The organism is Paenibacillus sp. CCS19 (genome assembly GCF_033239625.1).
GTDB lineage: Bacteria > Bacillota > Bacilli > Paenibacillales > Paenibacillaceae > Paenibacillus_T.
Map to the genome: position 1 here is coordinate 16,323 of NZ_BTCK01000027.1, position 20,557 is coordinate 36,879.

General features: G+C 50.8%; 17 protein-coding genes and 2 other annotated features. Of the genes, 11 read left to right on the plus strand and 6 right to left on the minus strand.

Annotation, left to right across the window (positions count from 1 at the left end):
* The 6 genes from SBI19_RS18025 (at nt 1) to SBI19_RS18050 (ending at nt 5,042) form a co-directional block, all read left to right on the plus strand.
* Nucleotides 1–804 (plus strand): ABC transporter ATP-binding protein, encoded by an 804-nt coding sequence (locus tag SBI19_RS18025; RefSeq protein WP_317970778.1) that lies wholly within the window; start codon nt 1–3, stop codon nt 802–804.
* Nucleotides 801–1,562, plus strand: coding sequence for an ABC transporter permease (locus SBI19_RS18030; RefSeq protein ID WP_317970674.1), 762 nt, complete (start codon nt 801–803; stop codon nt 1,560–1,562). The genes SBI19_RS18025 and SBI19_RS18030 overlap by 4 nt, the downstream gene beginning before the upstream one ends.
* Before the next feature lie 17 nt (nt 1,563–1,579).
* Nucleotides 1,580–2,590: an ABC transporter substrate-binding protein gene (locus tag SBI19_RS18035; RefSeq protein WP_317970676.1), complete on the plus strand. Its 1,011-nt coding sequence runs from the start codon at nt 1,580–1,582 to the stop codon at nt 2,588–2,590.
* A gap of 180 nt (nt 2,591–2,770) precedes the next feature.
* Nucleotides 2,771–3,547 (plus strand): SDR family oxidoreductase, encoded by a 777-nt coding sequence (locus SBI19_RS18040; RefSeq protein ID WP_317970678.1) that lies wholly within the window; start codon nt 2,771–2,773, stop codon nt 3,545–3,547.
* A gap of 135 nt (nt 3,548–3,682) precedes the next feature.
* Nucleotides 3,683–4,264, plus strand: a complete 582-nt coding sequence (locus SBI19_RS18045) for a TetR/AcrR family transcriptional regulator (RefSeq protein WP_317970680.1) — start codon at nt 3,683–3,685, stop codon at nt 4,262–4,264.
* A gap of 64 nt (nt 4,265–4,328) precedes the next feature.
* Nucleotides 4,329–5,042 carry an SDR family oxidoreductase gene (locus SBI19_RS18050; protein ID WP_317970682.1) on the plus strand — a complete coding sequence of 238 codons (714 nt, stop codon included), beginning with the start codon at nt 4,329–4,331 and terminating at the stop codon, nt 5,040–5,042.
* Nucleotides 5,043–5,099: 57 nt separating this feature from the next.
* Here SBI19_RS18050 and SBI19_RS18055 read toward each other — a convergent pair whose 3' ends face one another.
* The 5 genes from SBI19_RS18055 to katG form a co-directional block, all read right to left on the minus strand.
* On the minus strand, nt 5,100–5,492 hold the full coding sequence (locus SBI19_RS18055; RefSeq protein ID WP_317970684.1) for an acyl-CoA thioesterase: 393 nt from the start codon (nt 5,490–5,492) through the stop codon (nt 5,100–5,102).
* A gap of 140 nt (nt 5,493–5,632) precedes the next feature.
* The gene (locus tag SBI19_RS18060; RefSeq protein WP_317970686.1) at nt 5,633–6,763 is read right to left on the minus strand and encodes a Ger(x)C family spore germination protein; all 1,131 of its coding nucleotides are present in this window, start codon (nt 6,761–6,763) and stop codon (nt 5,633–5,635) included.
* Complete coding sequence (locus tag SBI19_RS18065; protein ID WP_317970688.1) at nt 6,756–7,838, minus strand: GerAB/ArcD/ProY family transporter; 1,083 nt, start codon at nt 7,836–7,838, stop codon at nt 6,756–6,758. Before SBI19_RS18065 ends, SBI19_RS18060 begins: the two co-directional genes overlap by 8 nt.
* Nucleotides 7,839–7,852: 14 nt before the next feature.
* Nucleotides 7,853–9,337, minus strand: a complete 1,485-nt coding sequence (locus SBI19_RS18070) for a spore germination protein (RefSeq protein WP_317970690.1) — start codon at nt 9,335–9,337, stop codon at nt 7,853–7,855.
* Nucleotides 9,338–9,543: 206 nt separating this feature from the next.
* Nucleotides 9,544–11,736: a catalase/peroxidase HPI gene (gene katG, locus SBI19_RS18075; protein WP_317970692.1), complete on the minus strand. Its 2,193-nt coding sequence runs from the start codon at nt 11,734–11,736 to the stop codon at nt 9,544–9,546.
* 528 nt (nt 11,737–12,264) lie between these two features.
* Here katG and SBI19_RS18080 point away from each other — a divergent pair.
* From SBI19_RS18080 to bshB2, 4 genes are all read left to right on the plus strand, one after another.
* A complete protein-coding gene (locus SBI19_RS18080; protein WP_317970694.1) occupies nt 12,265–13,392 on the plus strand; it encodes an NAD(P)/FAD-dependent oxidoreductase in 1,128 nt (375 codons plus the stop codon).
* A gap of 195 nt (nt 13,393–13,587) precedes the next feature.
* Nucleotides 13,588–13,804, plus strand: a binding site (T-box leader).
* Between the two features lie 45 nt (nt 13,805–13,849).
* Nucleotides 13,850–15,721: an arginine--tRNA ligase gene (locus SBI19_RS18085; protein WP_317970696.1), complete on the plus strand. Its 1,872-nt coding sequence runs from the start codon at nt 13,850–13,852 to the stop codon at nt 15,719–15,721.
* 931 nt (nt 15,722–16,652) lie between these two features.
* Nucleotides 16,653–16,997 carry a YojF family protein gene (locus SBI19_RS18090; RefSeq protein WP_317970698.1) on the plus strand — a complete coding sequence of 115 codons (345 nt, stop codon included), beginning with the start codon at nt 16,653–16,655 and terminating at the stop codon, nt 16,995–16,997.
* 20 nt (nt 16,998–17,017) lie between these two features.
* Nucleotides 17,018–17,680: a bacillithiol biosynthesis deacetylase BshB2 gene (bshB2, locus tag SBI19_RS18095; RefSeq protein ID WP_317970700.1), complete on the plus strand. Its 663-nt coding sequence runs from the start codon at nt 17,018–17,020 to the stop codon at nt 17,678–17,680.
* Between the two features lie 253 nt (nt 17,681–17,933).
* Here bshB2 and SBI19_RS18100 read toward each other — a convergent pair whose 3' ends face one another.
* Nucleotides 17,934–19,613 carry a glutamine--tRNA ligase/YqeY domain fusion protein gene (locus tag SBI19_RS18100; RefSeq protein ID WP_317970702.1) on the minus strand — a complete coding sequence of 560 codons (1,680 nt, stop codon included), beginning with the start codon at nt 19,611–19,613 and terminating at the stop codon, nt 17,934–17,936.
* Nucleotides 19,614–19,684: 71 nt separating this feature from the next.
* Nucleotides 19,685–19,945 (minus strand) — a binding site (T-box leader).
* A gap of 181 nt (nt 19,946–20,126) precedes the next feature.
* Here SBI19_RS18100 and SBI19_RS18105 point away from each other — a divergent pair.
* Nucleotides 20,127–20,555: an SRPBCC family protein gene (locus SBI19_RS18105; protein WP_317970704.1), complete on the plus strand. Its 429-nt coding sequence runs from the start codon at nt 20,127–20,129 to the stop codon at nt 20,553–20,555.
* Nucleotides 20,556–20,557 lie beyond the last annotated feature (2 nt).

The following is a 20,557-nucleotide window of genomic DNA, read 5'->3' on the forward strand; positions in this document are numbered from 1 at the left end:
GTGGGACAAGAAGAGCAGCAGCTCGCGTTATCCGTTCGCGGGCTAAGCTTTGCCTTCCCCGGACATCCGCTCTTATTCGATAAGTTAGATTTTGACATACGACAAGGCGAATTCGTCAGCATTCTTGCAGCGAGCGGCATCGGCAAGACGACGTTGTTCCGAATGATGGCGGGTCTGCTCGCACCTCAAGCAGGATCGATCGTTATAGGGGCGCAAGCGAGCTCGACGGCCGAAGCTTCCAAGCAGGGCAAGATCGGATATATGCCGCAGAAGGATTGCCTGATGCCATGGAGAACCGTGCTTGATAATGCAGCATTAGGTCTTGAACTCGGTGGGACATCGAAGCGGGAAGCAAGACGCCGGGTGATGGAGCTGCTGCCAGGGCTCGGATTGGAAGGAACGGAGAACAAATATCCGCACGAGTTGTCCGGCGGGATGCGACAGCGTGTATCGTTCCTAAGGTCGCTCCTAGGCGGAGGCGAGCTGCTGCTGCTGGACGAACCTTTCAGCGCTTTGGATGCGATGACACGCGTCGGCATGCAGGAATGGCTGTTGCAAGTATGGGAGCTGCATCGTAAGACGATTTTGTTCATCACGCACGATGTGGATGAAGCGCTGCTGCTGTCCGATCGCGTGCTGGTTGCGGCGGAATCTCCTATTACAACGCTAAGCGAACTGCGTGTCAGCCTTCCTCGCCCTCGCAGCTATGAAGCGGCACTCGACCACAGCTTCATTGACTTGAAACGGCAGCTGATCGGACAGCTTGGACGCACCGTTGGCAGCCATGCAGGAGGACGCATATGAGAAAGAAAATAACGGCGTATGTGCCCGTCCTCGTCTTCGTGCTGCTGTTGGCTGTGGTATGGGAAGTGGGGACGAGAAGCTTTGACATTCCGCACTATATCATCCCTCAGCTGTCCGATGTGTTCGTCTCGTTGTGGGACAACCGACAGTTGCTTGGCAAACATAGTGTTATTACGCTGGGGGAGGCCTTGCTTGGACTCGGTATTTCAACGGTTGTCGGAACGATGGCAGCGGTATGGATCGATCGTTCCGGCCTAGCGAAGAAGACCTTGTATCCACTCATTGTGGGCTCCCAGACGATTCCGATCATCGTGTTATCGCCCATCATGGTGATGTGGTTCGGCTATGAAATCTGGAGTAAGGTTGCCGTTGTCATCCTGTTCACGTTCTTCTCGATTGCCGTGAATACGGCGGATGGATTCCGCTCGGCTGATCCTGATATCGGTGCGTTGATGAAAACGATGGGTGCCAATAAGCGGGATCTGCTGTTCAAGTGGAAAATTCCGTCTGCGCTGCCCGGTTTCTTCACCGGATTGAAGATGGCAGCGGCATTCAGCGTTGGCGGCGCCACGCTGGGCGAATGGCTAGGAGGCGAAAGCGGTCTCGGCGTGTATACGAAGCGGGCATCGAACATGCTGCGGGCCGATGATGTATTCGCTGGCGTGCTGCTGCTGTCCGCTATGGGGATTCTATTGTTCCTCCTGGTGATGTGGCTGGAGAAGGCAGTTCTAGCGTACCGTCGAACATCAAATGGTTAAAAAAGGAGAGTAAGACTTTGAAATTCAAGATATGGAACAGTAAATCATGGTTGTCTATTGCGCTTGTCGCGGTACTGCTAGGTACCGCAGGGTGTTCGTCCGATAAGAAATCCGAGTCGGGCGAGACCAAGCCTACGGAGCTTACGGTGTTGTTGGACTGGTATCCGAATGCCGTACATACTTTCATGTACGCGGCTGAGGAGCAAGGATTTTATGAAAAAGCAGGCTTGAAAGTAAAATTGGTGACGCCAGCCGACACGAACGATGCGCTTAAGCTCGTCGCGACGGGCAAAGCCGATCTGGCTCTGAGCTATCAGATGCAAGTAGCGATCGCGCGCGCCGAGGAAATCCCGGTCGTGTCTGTAGGCGCGATCGTACGCCATCCGCTCAATCAGTTGATGGTGCTGGATTCGGCTGAGGTTAAGAGTCCTAAGGATCTGATCGGCAGCAAAATCGGCTACCCGTCGATTCCGCTTGATCAAGCGATCGTCAATACGATGGTGAAAGCAGACGGCGGGGACCCGTCCAAGCTTAATTATACCGATGTTTCTTGGGACCTGATTCCGGCTATGACGACCAAGCGGGTCGATGCGATCATTGGCGGTTACATCAACCATGAGAAGCTGCTGATCGAGAAGGATGGCGAGAAGGTGACAGCATTCGATCCAGCGAAGTACGGCGTGCCGGATTATTATGAGCTCGTTCTGACTGCTAGCGAAGATGGACTTAAAGACAAAGGCGATGCCATCAAGAAGTTCATCGAAGCATCTGCCGAAGGTCAGGCCTATACGAAGAGCCATCCGGAAGAGGCGCTGAAGCTGCTCTTGGACAAGCAAAACAGCGAATTCCCGCTTGATGCGGAAATCGAGAAGAACAGCCTGAATATTCTGCTTCCGTTGATGGATGCGGGAAATGAAGCTTTCGGCAGCCAGTCCGAGTCGACCTGGAGCACAGTCATCGATTGGCTGAAGGAGCATGGACAGTTAACGAAGGACGTTAAACCGGAAGAGGCTTTCCGCAATTTATAATTCGGGAGCTGTCGAGATCTTCTCGGACAGTTCTGAAGTACGCCATTCATTGGCGTGCTTTTTTTATAAATAGGCGAGCAGCTGATGTGGGTTTTTGGCGAAAATTGTTGTACGATAGGCTAGGAGAATCATTTTCTACTACCCTATAGTTCTATTATCCTTATGGAGAGGATTCACACCATGAAACTAGATGGCAATACGACACTTATTACGGGCGGGAGCTCGGGCATCGGCTTCGAGTTGGCGAATCGGTTGATTCAGCTAGGCAGCACGGTCATCATCACCGGACGAGACCAGTCCAAGCTGGACGCAGCCAAGAAAAAACTGCCGCAGGTACATACGATTCAAAGTGACGTTAGCGATCCACAGGCTATAACTGCCTTGCATAACCAGGTGGTCGGTCAGTTCCCTCAACTGAATGTATTGATCAACAATGCAGGCATTATGCGCAGAATCAACCTGCATGACAGCGGAAGCGATCTGATGGATATTACGCAAGAGACGGAGACGAACCTCAATGGTCCGATCCGCATGGTGAAGCAGTTCCTGCCGCATCTGAAGAAACAGTCATCGGCCGCAATTATGAATGTGACATCCGGCCTTGCTTTCGTTCCGCTGCCGCTGTCGCCGATCTACTGCGCGGCCAAAGCAGGTCTGCACTCTTACACGCAGTCGCTGCGCGTACAGCTTCGGAATACGAACGTAAAGGTGTTCGAATTGGCGCCGCCATTAACGCAGACGACTTTGCTCGATTCGTTCGAAGCGGAAGATATGAAAGGCTCGAAAGCGATGGACGTCGTAGAGATGGTCGGACAAGCGATCAAGGGGCTTCAGCAGGATCGGTATGAAATTCGCCCGGGCCAGAGCAATACGCTCCATATGATGAGTCGAGTCGCGCCGCAATTTATTTTGAACCAGCTAAGCAAATCGACCGATTCGATGATTAACGCGAAGTAGACTTCTATCGGCGGGAGGGCTGTCCGGCTAATGTCGGGCAGCTCTTTTTTATCATTGAAACAGGTAATGTTTGACAAGAGGAAGATAACGATGTAAATTAATTATATACCAATCGGTACAGAAAGAGTGGGCATAATGGCAAGACCACGCGAGTTTGATGAGCAGCAAGCTTTAATCAAAGCGATGGAGCTGTTCTGGCACAAGGGTTATGAAGCAACCTCGATCAGCGATCTGACAGAAGCGATGGGCATACAGAGGCCGAGCCTGTATGGCACATTCGGCGGTAAGGAGGAGCTATTCCAAGCGGCCATTCGCAAGTACGCCGAGTTGAGTCTTGCCTATATCAGAGGAAAGCTGGGCCAACCAACCTCTGCAAGAGAAGCTATTCGACGCTATCTGATCGGCATTACTAGCGCAGAGGGTGGCAGACGACCTGAATGGGGCTGCTTATGCGTGAATGCGATGACGGAACTGGCGCCGCATCACTCGAATCTGGCTTCCTTTACAGCCGAGTTTCAGCGTAACATTACCGCTATTCTTAAAGAAACGATTGAAGCCGGTATTCGCCAAGGCGAGCTATCCTCTAAGTTGAATGCGGCAAGCATCGCTGCAGCTTTATCTATTGCAGCCGTCGGCTTAGCTGTGACGATGAAGGGACGGCCAGATCATGCCGAGATAGGTCAGGCGATCGATCAAATGGTTCATCTTTTGGATTGAGCCATTTTTTTTACTCATTATGTACTCATCAGTACAAAATTAATGGAAAGTGGTGGATGAAACGATGTCCGAGAAAAAGGTTGCTTTGATAACAGGGGCTTACAAAGGAATAGGCGTTGAAATTGCGAGGCAATTAGGCAGACAAGGGGTCACCGTACTGCTGGGAGCACGATCTGCTGCGAAGGCAGAGGAAGCGGCAGCCGGATTGCGTGAGGAACAAATCGAAGCAAGAGGGTTAGAGCTGGACGTGACTGACAGCGGGCAGATCAACGCAGCGGCGGAGTTGATTCAGCGAGAATACGGCAGACTGGACATACTCGTGAATAATGCCGGCGTTTACCTGGATCATCTTGGGAACAATCTCGATGTAATGAGAGGATCGTTCGAGGTTAACGTTTTTGGTCCTCAGGCATTATCCGAGGCGCTTCTTCCGTTATTAAAGGCAAGTCCCGCGGGGAGAATTGTGAATCAATCAAGCATCCTTGGTTCGCTGGGCACGCTGCTCTCCAACGATATGTTCGGCAGCCGCTCCGTTCCGGCATATACAACCTCGAAAGCGGCGATGAATGCTTGGACCGTGCAGCTGTCAATCGCTTTGCGCGATAGCAACGTGAAGGTGAATGCCTGCCATCCTGGTTGGGTGAAGACGGACATGGGCGGGGAGTCGGCACCGATGGAGGTGAGCGAAGGCGCCGAGACAGCCGTATGGCTGGCGACATTGCCGAGCGATGGACCGACGGGCGGGTTCTTCCATAAACAAGCAGCACTGCCTTGGTGATTTGTAACAAAAGAAGCACGTCATCGATTGGCGTGCTTTCATCAATACTTCAATCATTTACTCGAACAACGCTCGCAGCTCATCAGGAACCGTACGGCTCTTCCTTGTCTCGATGTCCATCGTAACGCTCGTTACGAGTGCGTCTGCACACAGCTCGCCGCGATCGTTCACGATCTCTTGCCGCAGCACGTAGCTGCTTCGTCCGATCGACTGCGGTTCGGTCGTTACGGTGAGGCGGTCACCTTGCTTGCATTCCTTGCGATAATTGATAGTAATGTTGACCGTTACGGTCTGGACGCCAAGCCCCATTAAAGTCTCATAATGCAGCTTGTTCGCCTCGTACCATTCCTCGCGTCCCCATTCCAGATACTCCAAGTATTTGGCATTGTTCACATGCCCGTTCACATCGATCTCGGTAGAACGAACAATGAGGTCAAGACTAATTTTCATAGCAGCGTTTCCTCCCATCCATGCACTTCCAACTGTTCTTCTCACTATAGCATGAATGAGGACGTTATTCGAAGAATCAGAACTTGGTTGACGGCTTCACACAACAAACATGCCGAGACACGGCGTGTTTGTTGTGTGAACTATTTGGTAAACATCCCATAATCCTTAATTCGAAAATTCACATGGCATTTGACCTCTAAGTTGGGATAAGTGTCTCGCCAGTTTAGCTTATGCCACTGCGCATAGTTGAGCGTACTTCGTATATATTTTCCTAGTCCTAGACTGTCGACACGATTTCTCTGCATGGCAGCAATCAATTTCTCGGCATTCGCCTGCACATGTTCAGAGACTAACCTCTCGATTGTCGATCGGTCTTGTTCTTTCTCCAGATCAAGAACGCCTATATACTCTAGAACCGAGCCAGTAACTTTGACGTTTATGTCGACACGGAAATTGCCTTTGGCAGGCGTTACTTTAACAGAACGATGACTGACCAATGAGCTGAGCGTAACATGTTCATTGCTCCGATTCTCATCGGTAAGATCGACGGTAATTTCTCCTTGCTTAATATCTTTCCGCATGAAAGCAAAAATCAACGTCTGTTTAGGCTCGATCTTCATGATATAGCGATCCTTCTGAAAAAGCGCAATTCCATCAATTTTGATCGACCCATCCACTTCCTTGATGATCGGTGCTATAGGATCTATGCCATCATCGAAGTAATCCTTCGTGAATTGGTACAGACTCGTACTTGGTATGACTTGGGAATGGGATTCCTTCTCCAGCATGCGATCGATGTATTGCCCCGTTCTAGGATGACTAGGATAATTTTTGGCCAATAAATCATGAGCATTACCGTTCACTACCGTAATCTTTACTCTAGGAGAAATGGAAGGATCTCGAACTAACGTGTCAATATGCTTCCATATTCCTTGTCTCGCTAAGCTTATTCCAAACAGCGTGTTCCGCAATTGGCCGCTTACAAGCTGCAGCTCCGTCTGACTCGAGAGATTCATTCTTCCCCCTTTGCTGGTCGACGCGATTGCGGTTAAGAACTCTCTGCTCACACCGCCATTGCCAGATCCAGAATCAGGTCTTGGTATCGTAACGCTGATCAATAACTTTTGTTCGGATTCATCATCCTTGTCAGGTGCTAAGTCGTAACTAGTTGTTTGGATGAAACCAAGCTTCTCCAATATGCGTTGGTCACCGCAGCCCGCAATAAACACAAGTAATGCAACGGTAAGGAACAGACGAAGTAGGTTAGGCAAGTTTTTTTCCCCCGTTATTGATTGCCAATATTACGATTAACAAGAGCGGTAAACCGAATGCGATCCCTGTCGCCATGTATCCAAGGTATTTCAGCCATAGCTCGACCTCGCTCAGCACATCGGGGATCCATGATACGCCGAATGCAAGGCATACGAGGATTCCTGTTATCCAACGTTTGTTAGCCCGTGGAATAAGGCTTTGGGTAGTCTCGACAGCAGCCCAGATATATATGGTGATGGTAATCAAGCTTGAAACGAGGTACAAGGCGATGAAAATATTCTCGATACGTTCGAGAAATGGAAGCCTAATGTACGCTAATAAGTCGATAAGCGGAAATTTCATCTTCGTTAATTGTTTAAAGCTGTAGAAGCCAAAGCAGGTCAAACTTACCGCTAAATAGGTGAAAGTAGTAAGGAAGTTCCCGATATACACAGCCTTCATGAAGCCCTTCTTCTTCGAGTCCACATAGGGGAAGAGCAGCAACACAAGCTCATACCCTAGGAAAGCGGAGAAGATCGATAGGCCTCCCGCAATTACATCAGTGGATTCTTGAAAGAAGAACGGAGTTAGATTTACCCATTCAAAGCCCCTTATAAAGAAAAGAAGCAGGATAAGTGTCCAAATGACCATCCAGAAAAACACGGTTGCAGCTTTTGAAATATTGTAAATGCCTTTAATAATAAGGCTGTAAGCAACGATATCGAACAGAAGCTTCATGTACATGGGGGGAGTCGTCGGAAAGACGAACACTTGAAAAAGCATAATGTACTGCTTGGCAACCATGCACCCCAGTAATGTCCACACTGCGATTAACAAGGAATACAGCGGGAACACCACAAGCTTAGGCAAGCTTTGTTCAATGATCTTGAAGACGGACCTGCCCTTGCCAAGCCGATACACGACGGATATCAGAAAGATGTTACAGCATGCGATTGCAGAAAATAACAGGAGGGTAATCCAACCGTTATACCCCATATACTGCGCCAGCATCCTCGGGAGGAAGAAGGTGACCACTCCAGCTTGATTCATGAATACAAGCAAACAGACATGAAACGGATGCAGTTTCTCTTTCATGGTTACCTCCAGCGTTACTTCCTCATTCTGTTTCTCACAACGTTTGAACTCTTGGACTGTGTAGGTCTTCTTGTTAGTGCCCAGAAGGGAGCGCGGATGAATACATCACGCCAATCCTTGAAGTTGTTGGGAGAGACAGGTGTCAAATAGGATGAATTCAAGCTTGTTAATCCTGATAAATGAACGACGAGATAGGCGATTCCGAGTGCTATGCCAAAGTCACCAAGAATGCCCGCCATAATAATCAACCCAAATCGGACTAATCGGATAGAGGCGCTCATCACATAGCTTGGGATAACGAACGATGCAATCGCAGAAGATGCAACTGCAATAATGAGGATGTTGCTTGTGAATCCGGCTTGTACGGCAGCTTGTCCAATGACGATACCGCCGACGATGCCGATGGTCTGGCCGATCTTCGTTGGAAGCCGTGCTCCTGCTTCCCGAAGGAGTTCAATCGTTACCTCCATCAGCAACGCTTCATAGAGCGGAGGGAACGGCACCTTGCTTCTTGATTCCGTTATCGTTAACAGCAGTGCTTCAGGTATCATTTCGTAGTGGTAAGTCGTCACCGCTACATATAAGGCAGTGAACGACAAGGTTATTATTAATGCGATAAATCGCAAAATTCGAAGTGCCGTTCCGACCGCCCACCGCTGATAATAGTCGTCAGGGGACGCCATAAACTCGAAGAAGGATGATGGAGCTGAGAATACGGAAGGGCTGCCATCCAGAATGCCTACGATTCTGCCAGCCACTAATTTCGAGACTGCCGTATCGGTTCTTTCCGTTGTCGAGAATAACGGGAAGACGGAATTCGGACAATCGTCGATGTATTGAATCAGCATGTTACCGTCATGCACAGCATCGATTTCAATTAAGTTAATCCGGTCGACCAATTCCTGAAGGTAGTCCATGTTGGCAATACCGTCAATGTACAGCAGATACACCGTACTCTTGGTTACTTCTCCGACTTCGAGCTTTATCACCTTGAGATGGGAGCTTTTGACCCTGCGTCTAATGAGCGATAGATTAGCTGTGGCCATCTCGATGAAGGAATCGTGCGGCCCCGTGATTACCGTTTCGGTTTCGGATTGTTGAATCGAGCGGCCTTCGGGTTTGTAGACATCAATCAGATAGGTATTATCGTTATGAAAAATAGCCGCTTCGCCATTTAATATGCCTTTGATCAGAGATTTGGAATCGTTTGTCCGCTTAAATTGATTTCTACCTAGCAGCGCCTGTACTTCATTCTCGCGAATGTTAGACAGAGGAATTGTAACATCTCGAGAAAGCTCCTCTGATCCGACTAAGTGCCCGAAATATACAAGGTTAACATTGATCTCAGGGAACGTGTGATGCGTCAGATCAAGGCAATCCTTGAAATTATCCAGTGTAAGCTGCAAGCTAGGCAGGACAATCGCATCATCGATTTGTTTATTGTCCTCCCGCTGTATGTCTTGATCGGGAAGGCGATGCGTTCCTCTAAACCATTTCATTCTGGCAGCCCCTTCCCGTCACATTCATTGGGTGTGTCTCCACCACAACCCTTAAGCTGCAAGTTATTCCAGTTCATATTGTGCTGCAAAAGCTTGTCTTCATTCATGGCCGGAAACGAAAAAAACCATCAATCCATGCCCTGGTGGACAGAGATTGATGGTTTACTTGAAAGCTTCGTCGGATCGACGGGGTTATAAGAAAATTATTAATGAGTGCGTTTCAGATCGTAACGGTCTGCGTTCATCACTTTGACCCAAGCTGCGATGAAGTCGCGTACGAATTTCTCTTGGTTGTCATTCTGTGCATAGACCTCGGCGATCGCACGAAGGATGGAGTTCGAACCGAACACAAGATCAACGCGCGTGCCGGTACGCATTACTTTACCCGTTGTACGGTGGTGTGCGGCATATTCATTCGCACCCATTGGACACCATGCTACGCTCATGTCGAGCAGGTTCACGAAGAAGTCATTCGTCAGCGTACCTACGCGATCCGTGAATACGCCATGCTGCGAGCCGCCATGGTTCGCGCCGAGTACGCGCAGACCACCAACGAGAACCGTGAGTTCTGGTGCGGTCAGGCCAAGCAGCTGTGCTTTGTCAACGAGAAGCTCTTCCGGGCTTACGCTGTATTGCTTCTTCAGGTAGTTGCGGAAACCGTCTGCAACCGGCTCGAGCACGGCGAAGCTTTCTTCGTCCGTTTGCTCTTGCGTTGCATCGCCGCGTCCAGCCGTGAATGGAACCGTAACGTCAAAGCCTGCATTCTGTGCTGCCTTCTCAACCGCAGCGCTGCCGCCGAGTACGATCAGGTCTGCGAGGCTTACTTTCGTCGTCAGCTCTTCTTGAATGCCTTCCAGAATCGTCAGCACCTTCGTCAACTGCTGCGGTTGGTTGACTTCCCAATCGCGCTGCGGCGACAATGCGATGCGAGCGCCGTTAGCGCCGCCGCGCATATCGGAGCCGCGGAACGTGCTTGCCGATGCCCAAGCCGTCGTGACCAATTCGCTGATCGTAAGTCCGGAGTCGAGAATTTTTGCTTTGATATCTGCGATTTCTTCATCGCTTAGCGTATAGTCAACCGCAGGCACTACGTCCTGCCAGATCAGCTCTTCTGCCGGAACTTCTGGTCCGAGATAACGTGCGCGTGGACCCATATCGCGGTGCGTCAGCTTGAACCAAGCGCGAGCGAACGCATCTGCGAATTCTTCCGGGTTCTCGTGGAAGCGGCGCGAGATTTTCTCGTACACAGGGTCAACGCGAAGTGCCATATCGGCTGTCGTCATCATCGTCGGAACGCGAACCGAAGCATCTTCCGCATCTGGCGCCATATGGTCTTCCGATTGATCAATAGCATGCCAAATATGTGCGCCTGCCGGGCTCTTCGTCAGCTCCCACTCATAGCCGAACAGCGTATCGAAGAAGCCGTTGTCCCATTGCGTTGGATTAGCAGTCCAAGCGCCTTCCACGCCGCTCGTGATCGTATCGCGGCCTTTGCCGGAACCTTGCGAACTCAGCCAGCCCAGGCCTTGCGCTTCGATTGGAGCAGCTTCTGGGTCTGGACCGACCTTAGCGGCATCGCCTGCACCGTGCGCTTTACCGAATGTATGGCCGCCAGCAACAAGTGCGACGGTTTCTTCGTCGTTCATACCCATGCGTGCGAACGTTTCGCGAATGTCGCGGCCGCTTGCCAGTGGATCCGGATTGCCGTTAGGACCTTCTGGATTCACGTAGATCAGACCCATCTGAACCGCTGCCAGCGGATTCTCAAGCTCGCGATCTCCCGAGTAGCGGTTGTCGCCGAGCCATTCCTTCTCATTGCCCCAGTAAATATCTTCTTCCGGATGCCAGACGTCAGCACGTCCGCCGCCGAAGCCGAAAGTTTTGCCGCCCATGGATTCGATCGCGACGTTGCCTGTCAGAATCATGAGGTCGGCCCACGAGATTTTGTTGCCGTACTTTTGTTTAATTGGCCACAGCAGCCGGCGCGCTTTATCCAGGTTGCCGTTGTCCGGCCAGCTATTCAGCGGTGCAAAACGCTGCGTGCCATTGCCGGCGCCGCCGCGGCCGTCGCCTGTACGATACGTACCGGCCGAGTGCCAAGCCATACGAATGAAGAATGGGCCATAGTGTCCGTAATCAGCCGGCCACCAATCTTGGCTATCAGTCATCAGATCGCGAAGATCTTGTTTAAGAGCGTTGTAGTCTAGCTTTTGGAATTCTTCCGCATAATCAAAGTCTTCACCCATAGGATTCGATTTACGATCATGTTGATGAAGAATGCTCAGGTTTAACTGGTTAGGCCACCAGTCTCTATTTGAAGTACCGCTAGATTTATAACTCGTAGCACTGCCATGCATAACCGGGCATTTTCCTGCGTTAGTAGAAGCTGTAGCGTCCATCGAATCATCTCCTATTTGATTTAGTGAAGTAGCAAATATAAGTGCTCTTATTCCCTGTTATAAAGCTATTTCTGACTGAAATCAACGCCGGAATGGAAAGTTTCATCCAATCTTCATGCAGGTTTAATCAATGAAAGACGTTAATGAATGTTCGATGTTGGAAGGGCTATAACGGTTTGGATTGTGCCGATGAAAAGCGGGATACGATGCGGTACAAATTGTCCTCCTGGTATGTACAGAGGGCCGAGCAGTTGTCCACGAAGCAGGTTGGTTATTCTGATATGTTCGTTTTCATCAGCCACCTCCTGTGCAGGAAACTTCCCCTTATTACTTCGGAGAGTAACCTTTATTACCCTTCTTTTGCCCAGATGAAAAAGAGAGGTAATAACATTCAGTATGTCTCGCCTATATCGAGAATGCTATTTCAGAAATTCTGAAACAATAGTATTGTGATAGGATAGAATGCATAGCAGCTGAACTGCTGCGATTCGGTTATGGTTTGATGGCTATATAGAAAGGATTACAGCAATGAAGACGGTTATCGTTATTGGAGCGGGTATATTAGGTGCGTCAACAGCCTATCAGTTGGCGCGATCAGGCGCGAAGGTTCTGCTTATTGATCGGCAGGATCCAGGGCAGGCGACCGCTGCGGCGGCAGGCATTATTTGTCCATGGCTGTCCCAGCGGCGCAATCAAGTGTGGTACAGGCTGGCGAAGGCGGGAGCACGGTATTATCCTTCCCTTATTGAACAACTGCACAGCGATGGGGAGACGGATTCCGGCTACGCGCAAGTAGGTGCGCTCAGCATTCATGAAGAGGCAGCGAAGGTCGACCGAATGGAGGAGCGGGCGCGACTACGCAGAGAGGATGCGCCTGAGATTGGTGAAATTACGCGGCACGATGAGCAAGAGATTCGCGAGCAGTTCCCGCTGCTGGCGGAGGGCTATCATGCCGTGCGCATCAGCGGCGCAGCGCGCGTGGACGGGCGTGCGCTCCGCGATGCGATGATTCGCGCTGCGGCGCGTCATGGGGCAGAGCTGTTGTATGGGGATGCAGAGCTTCTATTCGATGCCGATGCGAAGCGTGTAACAGGAGTGACGATGGGCGGTCGCACTTACTCGGCGGACGCGACGGTCGTATGTGCGGGCGCTTGGGCGAGGCAGCTGCTCAAGCCGCTCGCAATCGAGTTCAATGTCAGTTATCAGAAGGCGCAGATTATTCATCTGCAGACACAAGAGCAACATGACACGGACGCCTGGCCGGTCATCATGCCGCCAACGGATCAATATTTGCTTGGCTTCCAACAACGGCGAATCGTGATCGGGGCTACGCATGAGAATGATGTGGAAGGCTACGATGCGAGAGTGACGGCAGGCGGTATGCAAGAGGTGCTCAATAAGGGGCTGACGCTCGCGCCTTCCCTTGCGGATAGTACGATCATCGAGACGCGAGTAGGCTTCCGCCCATTCACGCCTGGCTTCCTGCCGGTAATCGGCGCAGTCCCAGGCTGGGATGGCGCTTATGCGGCCAACGGCCTCGGCGCATCCGGCTTAACGGTGGGACCTTATATGGGAAGCCAGCTCGCGAAGCTGGTCCTTGGCGAGGCGCTTGAGATCGAGCTGAGCGATTACGATATCGCGAAGGCGATGGAGTAGATTAATCGCGACGTATGATAAGCCGTAGGGTTGATGATAGGCCGTCTTCAGGTGGAAGACGGTCTATTCATGTTGTGGGAGTTTGAACTCCAAATTCCGCATATTCCGCATATTCCGCTTATTAAGCATGATGGCAAACGATAGATATTGTTAATTGACTTTTCTGAATGTTTCGATATACTGTTATCCAATACATGAAATTCGAGGATTGGGAGAGTAACTGTACATGCAAGTCCAAGAGAGCCGGGAGTGGTGAGAACCGGTACTGCATGAACGGCGAAACGGACCCATGAGATGACTTCTGAAGGATGCAGTAGGAGGTCACGGCGAAGACCGTTATCTTAGAGTGGTTAGGCGTATTACGTCTAGCAACAAGAGTGGTACCGCGAATGCAGAAGCTTTCGTCTCTTTTATAGAGGCGGGGGCTTTTTTTATTGCAGACAAAGGGGGATTTCAAATGATTCGTCCATTCATCGTAAGCAGTATCGAGAAGTCCGTGCAGGCGCTGTTGGTTGAGCTAGGGGTTGAAGCAGGCGACTTGAACGTACGTGTTCAGATCGAACAGCCGGCGCACCTTGACCATGGCGATTACGCGACGAATGTTGCAATGCAGCTAGCTAAAGCACTTAGAAAAGCTCCGATTCAAATCGCTTCCATGTTGAAAGCGAAGCTGGAGCAGGATGGAAGCGTCGAGCAGCTAATCGGCATAATCGAGGTTGCTCCGCCAGGATTCATCAACCTGTACATCGATTGGCAGCAGTGGGCGCAGAGGGAATTCGTGCTGCCTGTCGGCCATGGCGAGAAGGTCGTCATCGAACATACGTCAATCAACCCGAACAAATCCGCTCATGTGGGACATCTTCGAAATGCTTGCATTGGTGACGCCCTCGTGCGGTTGATGAGAAGAACCGGTTATGAGGTCGAGGTGCATAATTACATCGATGATCTGGGCAATCAGCTGGCGGATACGGTTGTAGGTATGCTGCACATTCCGCACAAGAAGGAGCATGTTCGGTTTGGCGATTATTGTTGGGACATCTATTCAAGCGTGAATCGGGAATACCAGCGTAACCCGCTATTGCTGGAGCATAGAACGAATACGCTGCATTCATTGGAAGAAGGGGACGAGAACTTATCGTGGGTCGGCTTGCTCGTGGCGGAGCGGATCGTACGAGAGCATCTGGATGAAATGCAGGCTTTCGGCATCGATTACGATCTTCTCGTGTGGGAGAGCAGCATCGTTAGGGAAGGCTTCTGGTCATCCGCATTCGAGTTATTGAAGGAAACGACGCAATTCGAGTTAGAGACGACTGGAAAGCTGGAAGGCTGCTGGGTGTTAAAACAAGCTTCATGCAACGAGGAGCAGGAACCGTCAGATTCTGAGCATCAAGCGGATAAGGTACTCGTTCGCTCCAACGGGATTCTGACGTATACGGCCAAAGACATCGCCTATCATCTATGGAAATTCGGATTGCTGGAGAAGGACTTCAGCTATAAACGGTTCAGAGAAGGGATATGGTCAACGAGCGGGAGCGGAGTGAGCGCCTCGTTCGGCAAGGCGGATATCGTCATCAACGTCATTGATCATCGGCAGGAATATCCGCAGGCGATGGTGAAGCAGGCGCTGGAACTACTGGGATATACCAAGCAGGCCGAGAAGCTTCGCCATGTCAGCTACGGCGTCGTTTCGTTAAGCCCGCGGGCGGCGAGAGAGCTCGGAATCGATACGTCAGATGGCAAGCCGTCCTATGCGATGTCAGGCAGACAAGGCATCGGGATCAAAATCGCTGATTTGCTGGATCGGATGGAGACGATCATCGATACCAAACGGTCGGATAAACGCGGCCTGTCGAGCAGAATGATTGCGGCAGCTGCGATCCGTTATTATCTGCTTCGTTATAATTTAGCGACTGAGGTGGTATTCGACATTGAGCAGGCTACGGAGGTAACGGGCAATACAGGTGTTTATTTGATGTATGCCTATGCGCGTGCCGTCAACATTCTTAGCAAAGCAGAGTCGGAATTGGGTGTGAGGCCAAGTGTGCCGATTGCGATAGAACAGCTTGAGAAAGCCGAATACGCGCTGCTCAGACATATTGCGGCTTGGCAGGATACGCTGCACACTGCGGGTCGGGAGTTGTCACCGAACCTCATATGCAATTACGCGCATGAGCTGGCGACTTTGTTCAGCAACTTTTATGCCGCCTGCCCGATTCTTAAGGCAGATGAGCGTTCCATGCAGCTCAGGTTGTGGCTCACCTTGAAATTCCAAGAGACGCTCGGCGACGCGCTGACCGTACTTGGATTGCCGACTCCGAGTCGGATGTAGCATCGATCTCGTTCTCGATCGAAGCTTGGCACGGTGAAAGCCCGATCGCAACAACGGTTGCAATCGGGCTTATTTTAACGAACGAGTATGTTTTTACCTGCTAGGGGTTGCCATAGCGCTTAAGTGGTCATTTTTGCCCAAGAATGCACCGATCGGTTCGAATTAATCGCGATCACAACCGTTACTGTTCCGGAAATTTCAATATCGGTATGATAGCCGCTATACAAACCGTTAACGCTGAGGGACCAGCCCGAGCCCAGTGTTGCTAGGTAGACGATAGGTGCGATAACGAATCGTTCCACTTGCTACCTCAAGCAGCTTCTTATCGAGCAGCCTTCGCAGAATAACGCGAGTACGATTATCAGTGAGCAGCAAGTGTCGGGATAGCTCATTAGTTGTAAACGGCCGAAGCACCCGACGAGCGAGTCGCAGCGTCTCGGCTTCCGCCCAATGAAGATTCGGGGATACAGCATTCGCTAGAAACTTCGTCAGTATCGGCAGTCTTAGCCTAAATCGTAACGGTTGCTATCGTGGCTATTCTGCGGAAATGTTCATCTTTCCTTATGGCTAAGGGATGCAGATGAGCTTATTAATGCGATATTGTCCCATTTGAACGGGTAAACAGAGAACTAAGCGCAGTAGGAACCGTTAGAGATGGAAACACGCCAATTTGAACGAAATAAGTGCAACAGCAGCCGTTAGCAGACAACGCATCTTCTCGATCTTCATCATCCGCCCGTCATCTAGGCCAAGCCAGTGGCCGTCTAATCCAATATTGAGGTGCCATAACCCCAATCGGACGTGATCGGCGGCGCATACAATGACGGTTAGACGAGCCGTAACGTTGCCCTTCCTTGTAATTTGAGCTATGCTTTTGTAAGTAGTGTTGTTTATGTACATGTGTTCACTGTTAAGTTTAGGAGGCGCTGTGATGGAGCTTATTAATAAATCAGACGTTCAAGCAAGAATTGATGCCTTGAAGGATCAGGACCTATACATTCATCTAGAGATGACGACTGGAGCCTATGCAGCACATTTCGATAGCAATAAGCATCCTGCATCGATCTTCATTACGAATACGAAGGTCCGCTTCGGCCATGGTGCGATCTCTGGCGAAGGACCATTCCGGATCGGGCTCAAAATGGAGCAGGGATGGGTCTATACCGAAGGGCTTACGCACTATGAGCAGCTGGAGACGGAGCGATTGATCATGGCGGGCCATGATGGTCAAGGGAAGCTTGTCGTAGCCATTCAGCTGAGCAAGCAGCCGTTCTAAGGGAAGAGGAGGAGACATAAATGACGCACAAACAAATTCTCGTCGTACTGCCGCACCCGGATGATGAGGCGTTCGGAGCATCCGGCACGCTGGCGATCCATGTTTTTAATGGCGCCAAGGTCACTTACGCTTGTCTGACATTAGGCGAGATGGGCCGCAATATGGGCGTTCCGCCTTTTGCCAATCGCGTTACATTGCCATCTATTCGTCTGGAGGAGCTGAAAGCATCCTGCAAGGCGATTGGTATAGAAGATTTGAGACTGCTGGGCTTCCATGACAAAATGATTGAATTCGAAGAGCCGCAGCTGCTGGATGGGAAGATCCGCGAGCTCATGGAGGAGCTTAAGCCGACCTTGGTCATTACGTTCTATCCCGGATACAGCGTACATCCAGACCACGATGCCACTGGCGCAGCGGTTGTTCGCGTGGTCGCGGCGATGCCGAAGGAAGAGCGGCCGATCGTCCAATGTATGGCCTTCGCCAAAAATACGGTGGAAGACATCGGGCGGCCAGACAGCATCGTGGACGTCAGAGGCTTCTTGAAGAACAAGATTGCTTCGATTCAAGCGCACCGCTCCCAATTCCAAGCACCGGAATTGATGGGGAAGAACAAGCTGTCGGATAAAGAGCTGGAAGACCGCTTCGGCATGGAGCGCTTCTGGACGTATAAGTTCAACGACTAACACAAGGGTGCTTCGCCACTCGCTCATTAGGCTAACGGTTGCGTCAACGCTTATGCAGCGATAATAGTCTCGTTTCACACGCTAACGGTTGCATTGAAGCTAAATTGGTGAATTTTCATCCGGAAACGATCGTTTCCACACCGATAGCCTCAACTGCAACCGTTCGTTTTTTGTTCGCTCCTATTTAGCATTAATAGCCGCTGTGATAACCGTTACCTGCATCAATCATCACAGCGCCTATGAGAGTTCTCCGTTACTTTCTATTCCAGCTATCCTTCAGCGGCACGATGCGGTTAAACGTCAACCGTTCGCCTGTCGTAAGCTTCGGATCTACATTGAAGTAGCCATGCCTCATGAACTGGAGCTTATCTTCCGGGCGAGCGTCGGCAACCGATGGCTCGATAAGCACATCGTGAAGGACTGCCTTGGAGTCTGGATTAATAAGAGAAGCCCAATCGCCGCTCTCATCCTTCGAAATATCTTGTTCCAGCAGCAGCTTCTCGAACAATCGGACATCCGCCTTCAATGCATGGTCAGCGGATACCCAATGAATCGTTCCTTTCACTTTGCGCCCGGTGAAGCCAGTGCCGCTCTTCGTAAGCGGATCGTATGTGCAGTGAAGCTCTCTGACTTCTCCGGTATTCGGATCCTTGATGACGTCTTCGCAGCGGATGAAATAAGCGCCTTTGAGTCTCACTTCCCCGCCAGGTACTAACCGATGGAAACCTGCAACAGGATGCTCCATGAAATCATCGCGTTCGATATAAATCGTTCGGCTCCAAGGTACATCCCTCGCACCCAGCGCCTTATTGTCGCTGTTGTTCTCGATCGACAACATCTCCGTCTTATCTTCAGGATAGTTAGTGATGACGACTTTCAATGGTCGCAGGACCGCCATCACGCTAACGGTTGCTTCCTTCAAATCTTGACGCAGACTGTGATCCAGCAGCGATATATCGACGGTGCTTTCCGTGCGGATTCCGCCAATCGCTTCAACGAAGCTGCGGATACTGGATGGGGTGAAGCCTCTTCTGCGAAGTCCTTGCAGCGTCGGAAGCCGAGGATCATCCCAGCCGTCGACATGGCCATCCCGCACTAACGTCCGCAGGAACCGCTTGCTTGTGACGACTCCCGTTAAGTTCAAGCGGCCGAACTCCCTTTGTCGCGGCGGACTCTCAATGCCCAGCTCATTCAACACCCATTCATAAAGCGGACGATGATCCTTGAACTCAACCGAGCAGAGGGAGTAGGTGATGCCTTCAACTGCGTCTTGAATGGGGTGGGCAAAATCATACATCGGATAGATGCACCAATCATTCCCCGTACGATAATGTTCGGCATGTATGATCCGATACAATACGGGATCTCGCAGATTCATATTCGGTGAACGCATATCGATGCGTGCACGAACCGTCTTCGCCCCATTCGGAAACTCGCCGCTGCGCATCCGAGCCAGCAGATCGAGATTGTCCGCAATGGACCGGTCTCGATAAGGGCTGTTTCGCCCGGGCTCTGTCAATGTCCCGCGATAGGCCGTCATCTCTTCCGCTGTAAGGTCGCAGACGTATGCTTTGCCACGCTTAATTAGTGTTACTGCAGCACTATAGATGGTTTCCGAATAATCCGAACCATAGTAGATATGCTCGCCCGGGTCGTAGCCTAGCCACTTGATGTCCGCGATAATCGCGTTCACATATTCAAGATCTTCCTTAAGCGGGTTCGTATCGTCGAATCGCAGGTGGAAGGCACCTTCGTGCATGTGTGCAATCGTATAACTCGTGTGAATCGCGTATGCACTGCCGATGTGCAGATAACCGTTCGGCTCGGGCGGGAATCGGGTGCGCATGCCGCGGTCGAATGGGCTGTGTTCAAGCTCTTCGTGAATCAGTCTTGCTAGAAAATGCTCCGTCAATGGTTCCTTCTCCGTGCTCATGGCTGGCGCCTCCTCATGAATCTGAAGTAGTTGTAATCCGACAAAAAAAGCTCACCCCCAAGACATCTAGTCTTGGGGGCGAACTCGTCGCGGTGCCACCCCAGGTTCATTAATATGTCGCCATATTAATCTCTTCAAGTACGGCATGGCCGCGTGCGGCTATGCTTATACTCTAGCTCTGTAACGGGAGCTCCCGTCATGCCATCCCCGCGAACGGTTCCGACCTGCTGCTCGGAGGCTTGGTTCGGTGAAACGTTCTTCGCTCCTTCGCAGCTTCCCGGAGCTCTCTGTGGAAGAACGGCTTTCCCTACTCTTCTCGTCATCGCTTGTGATTCATATTGGACTTATGATAACAAATCGTTTCCTTTTCTGTAAACAGATATTCATGGAAGCGCAAGTCTGCCGCTGCGGATATGCCTATTCCTGCGGTGGCGATCATGCAGATGGATAGTATTGACATATATAATATGTGTACATATAATACGGGTAAATACTAAATTGAGGTGATGGGAAATGTTGAGATTCGAACATGAGGTAATAACGGCAGCGAAGGTAGAGACGATCTGGAAGCTGTACAGTACGATTGAATCGTGGATGAAGTGGGATGCAGGCATTGCATCGGTGTCATTGGATGGCCCGTTCGAGGTAGGAACGCGAGGGTTTCTTGAGCCGAAGGGACAAGGGAAGCTGCCATTCGTCTTGACTGAGGTGAATGCACCTTATGGTTTCTCGGATATTACGGAGATTGCAGTGGCTGGAATCGAGGTTCACTTCTCGCATAGGTTGGAGCGAACAGAGAACGGAACGCGAATTACGCATTCTGTTCGCATTGATGGACCAAACGCGGAACGTGTGGGAGCGCGGATGATTGAACATTTTGCTCAGGGCATCCCACAGACAGTAGCAAGTCTTGCAGCAGCAGCTCTAGAGCTGGAGGTGTGAGA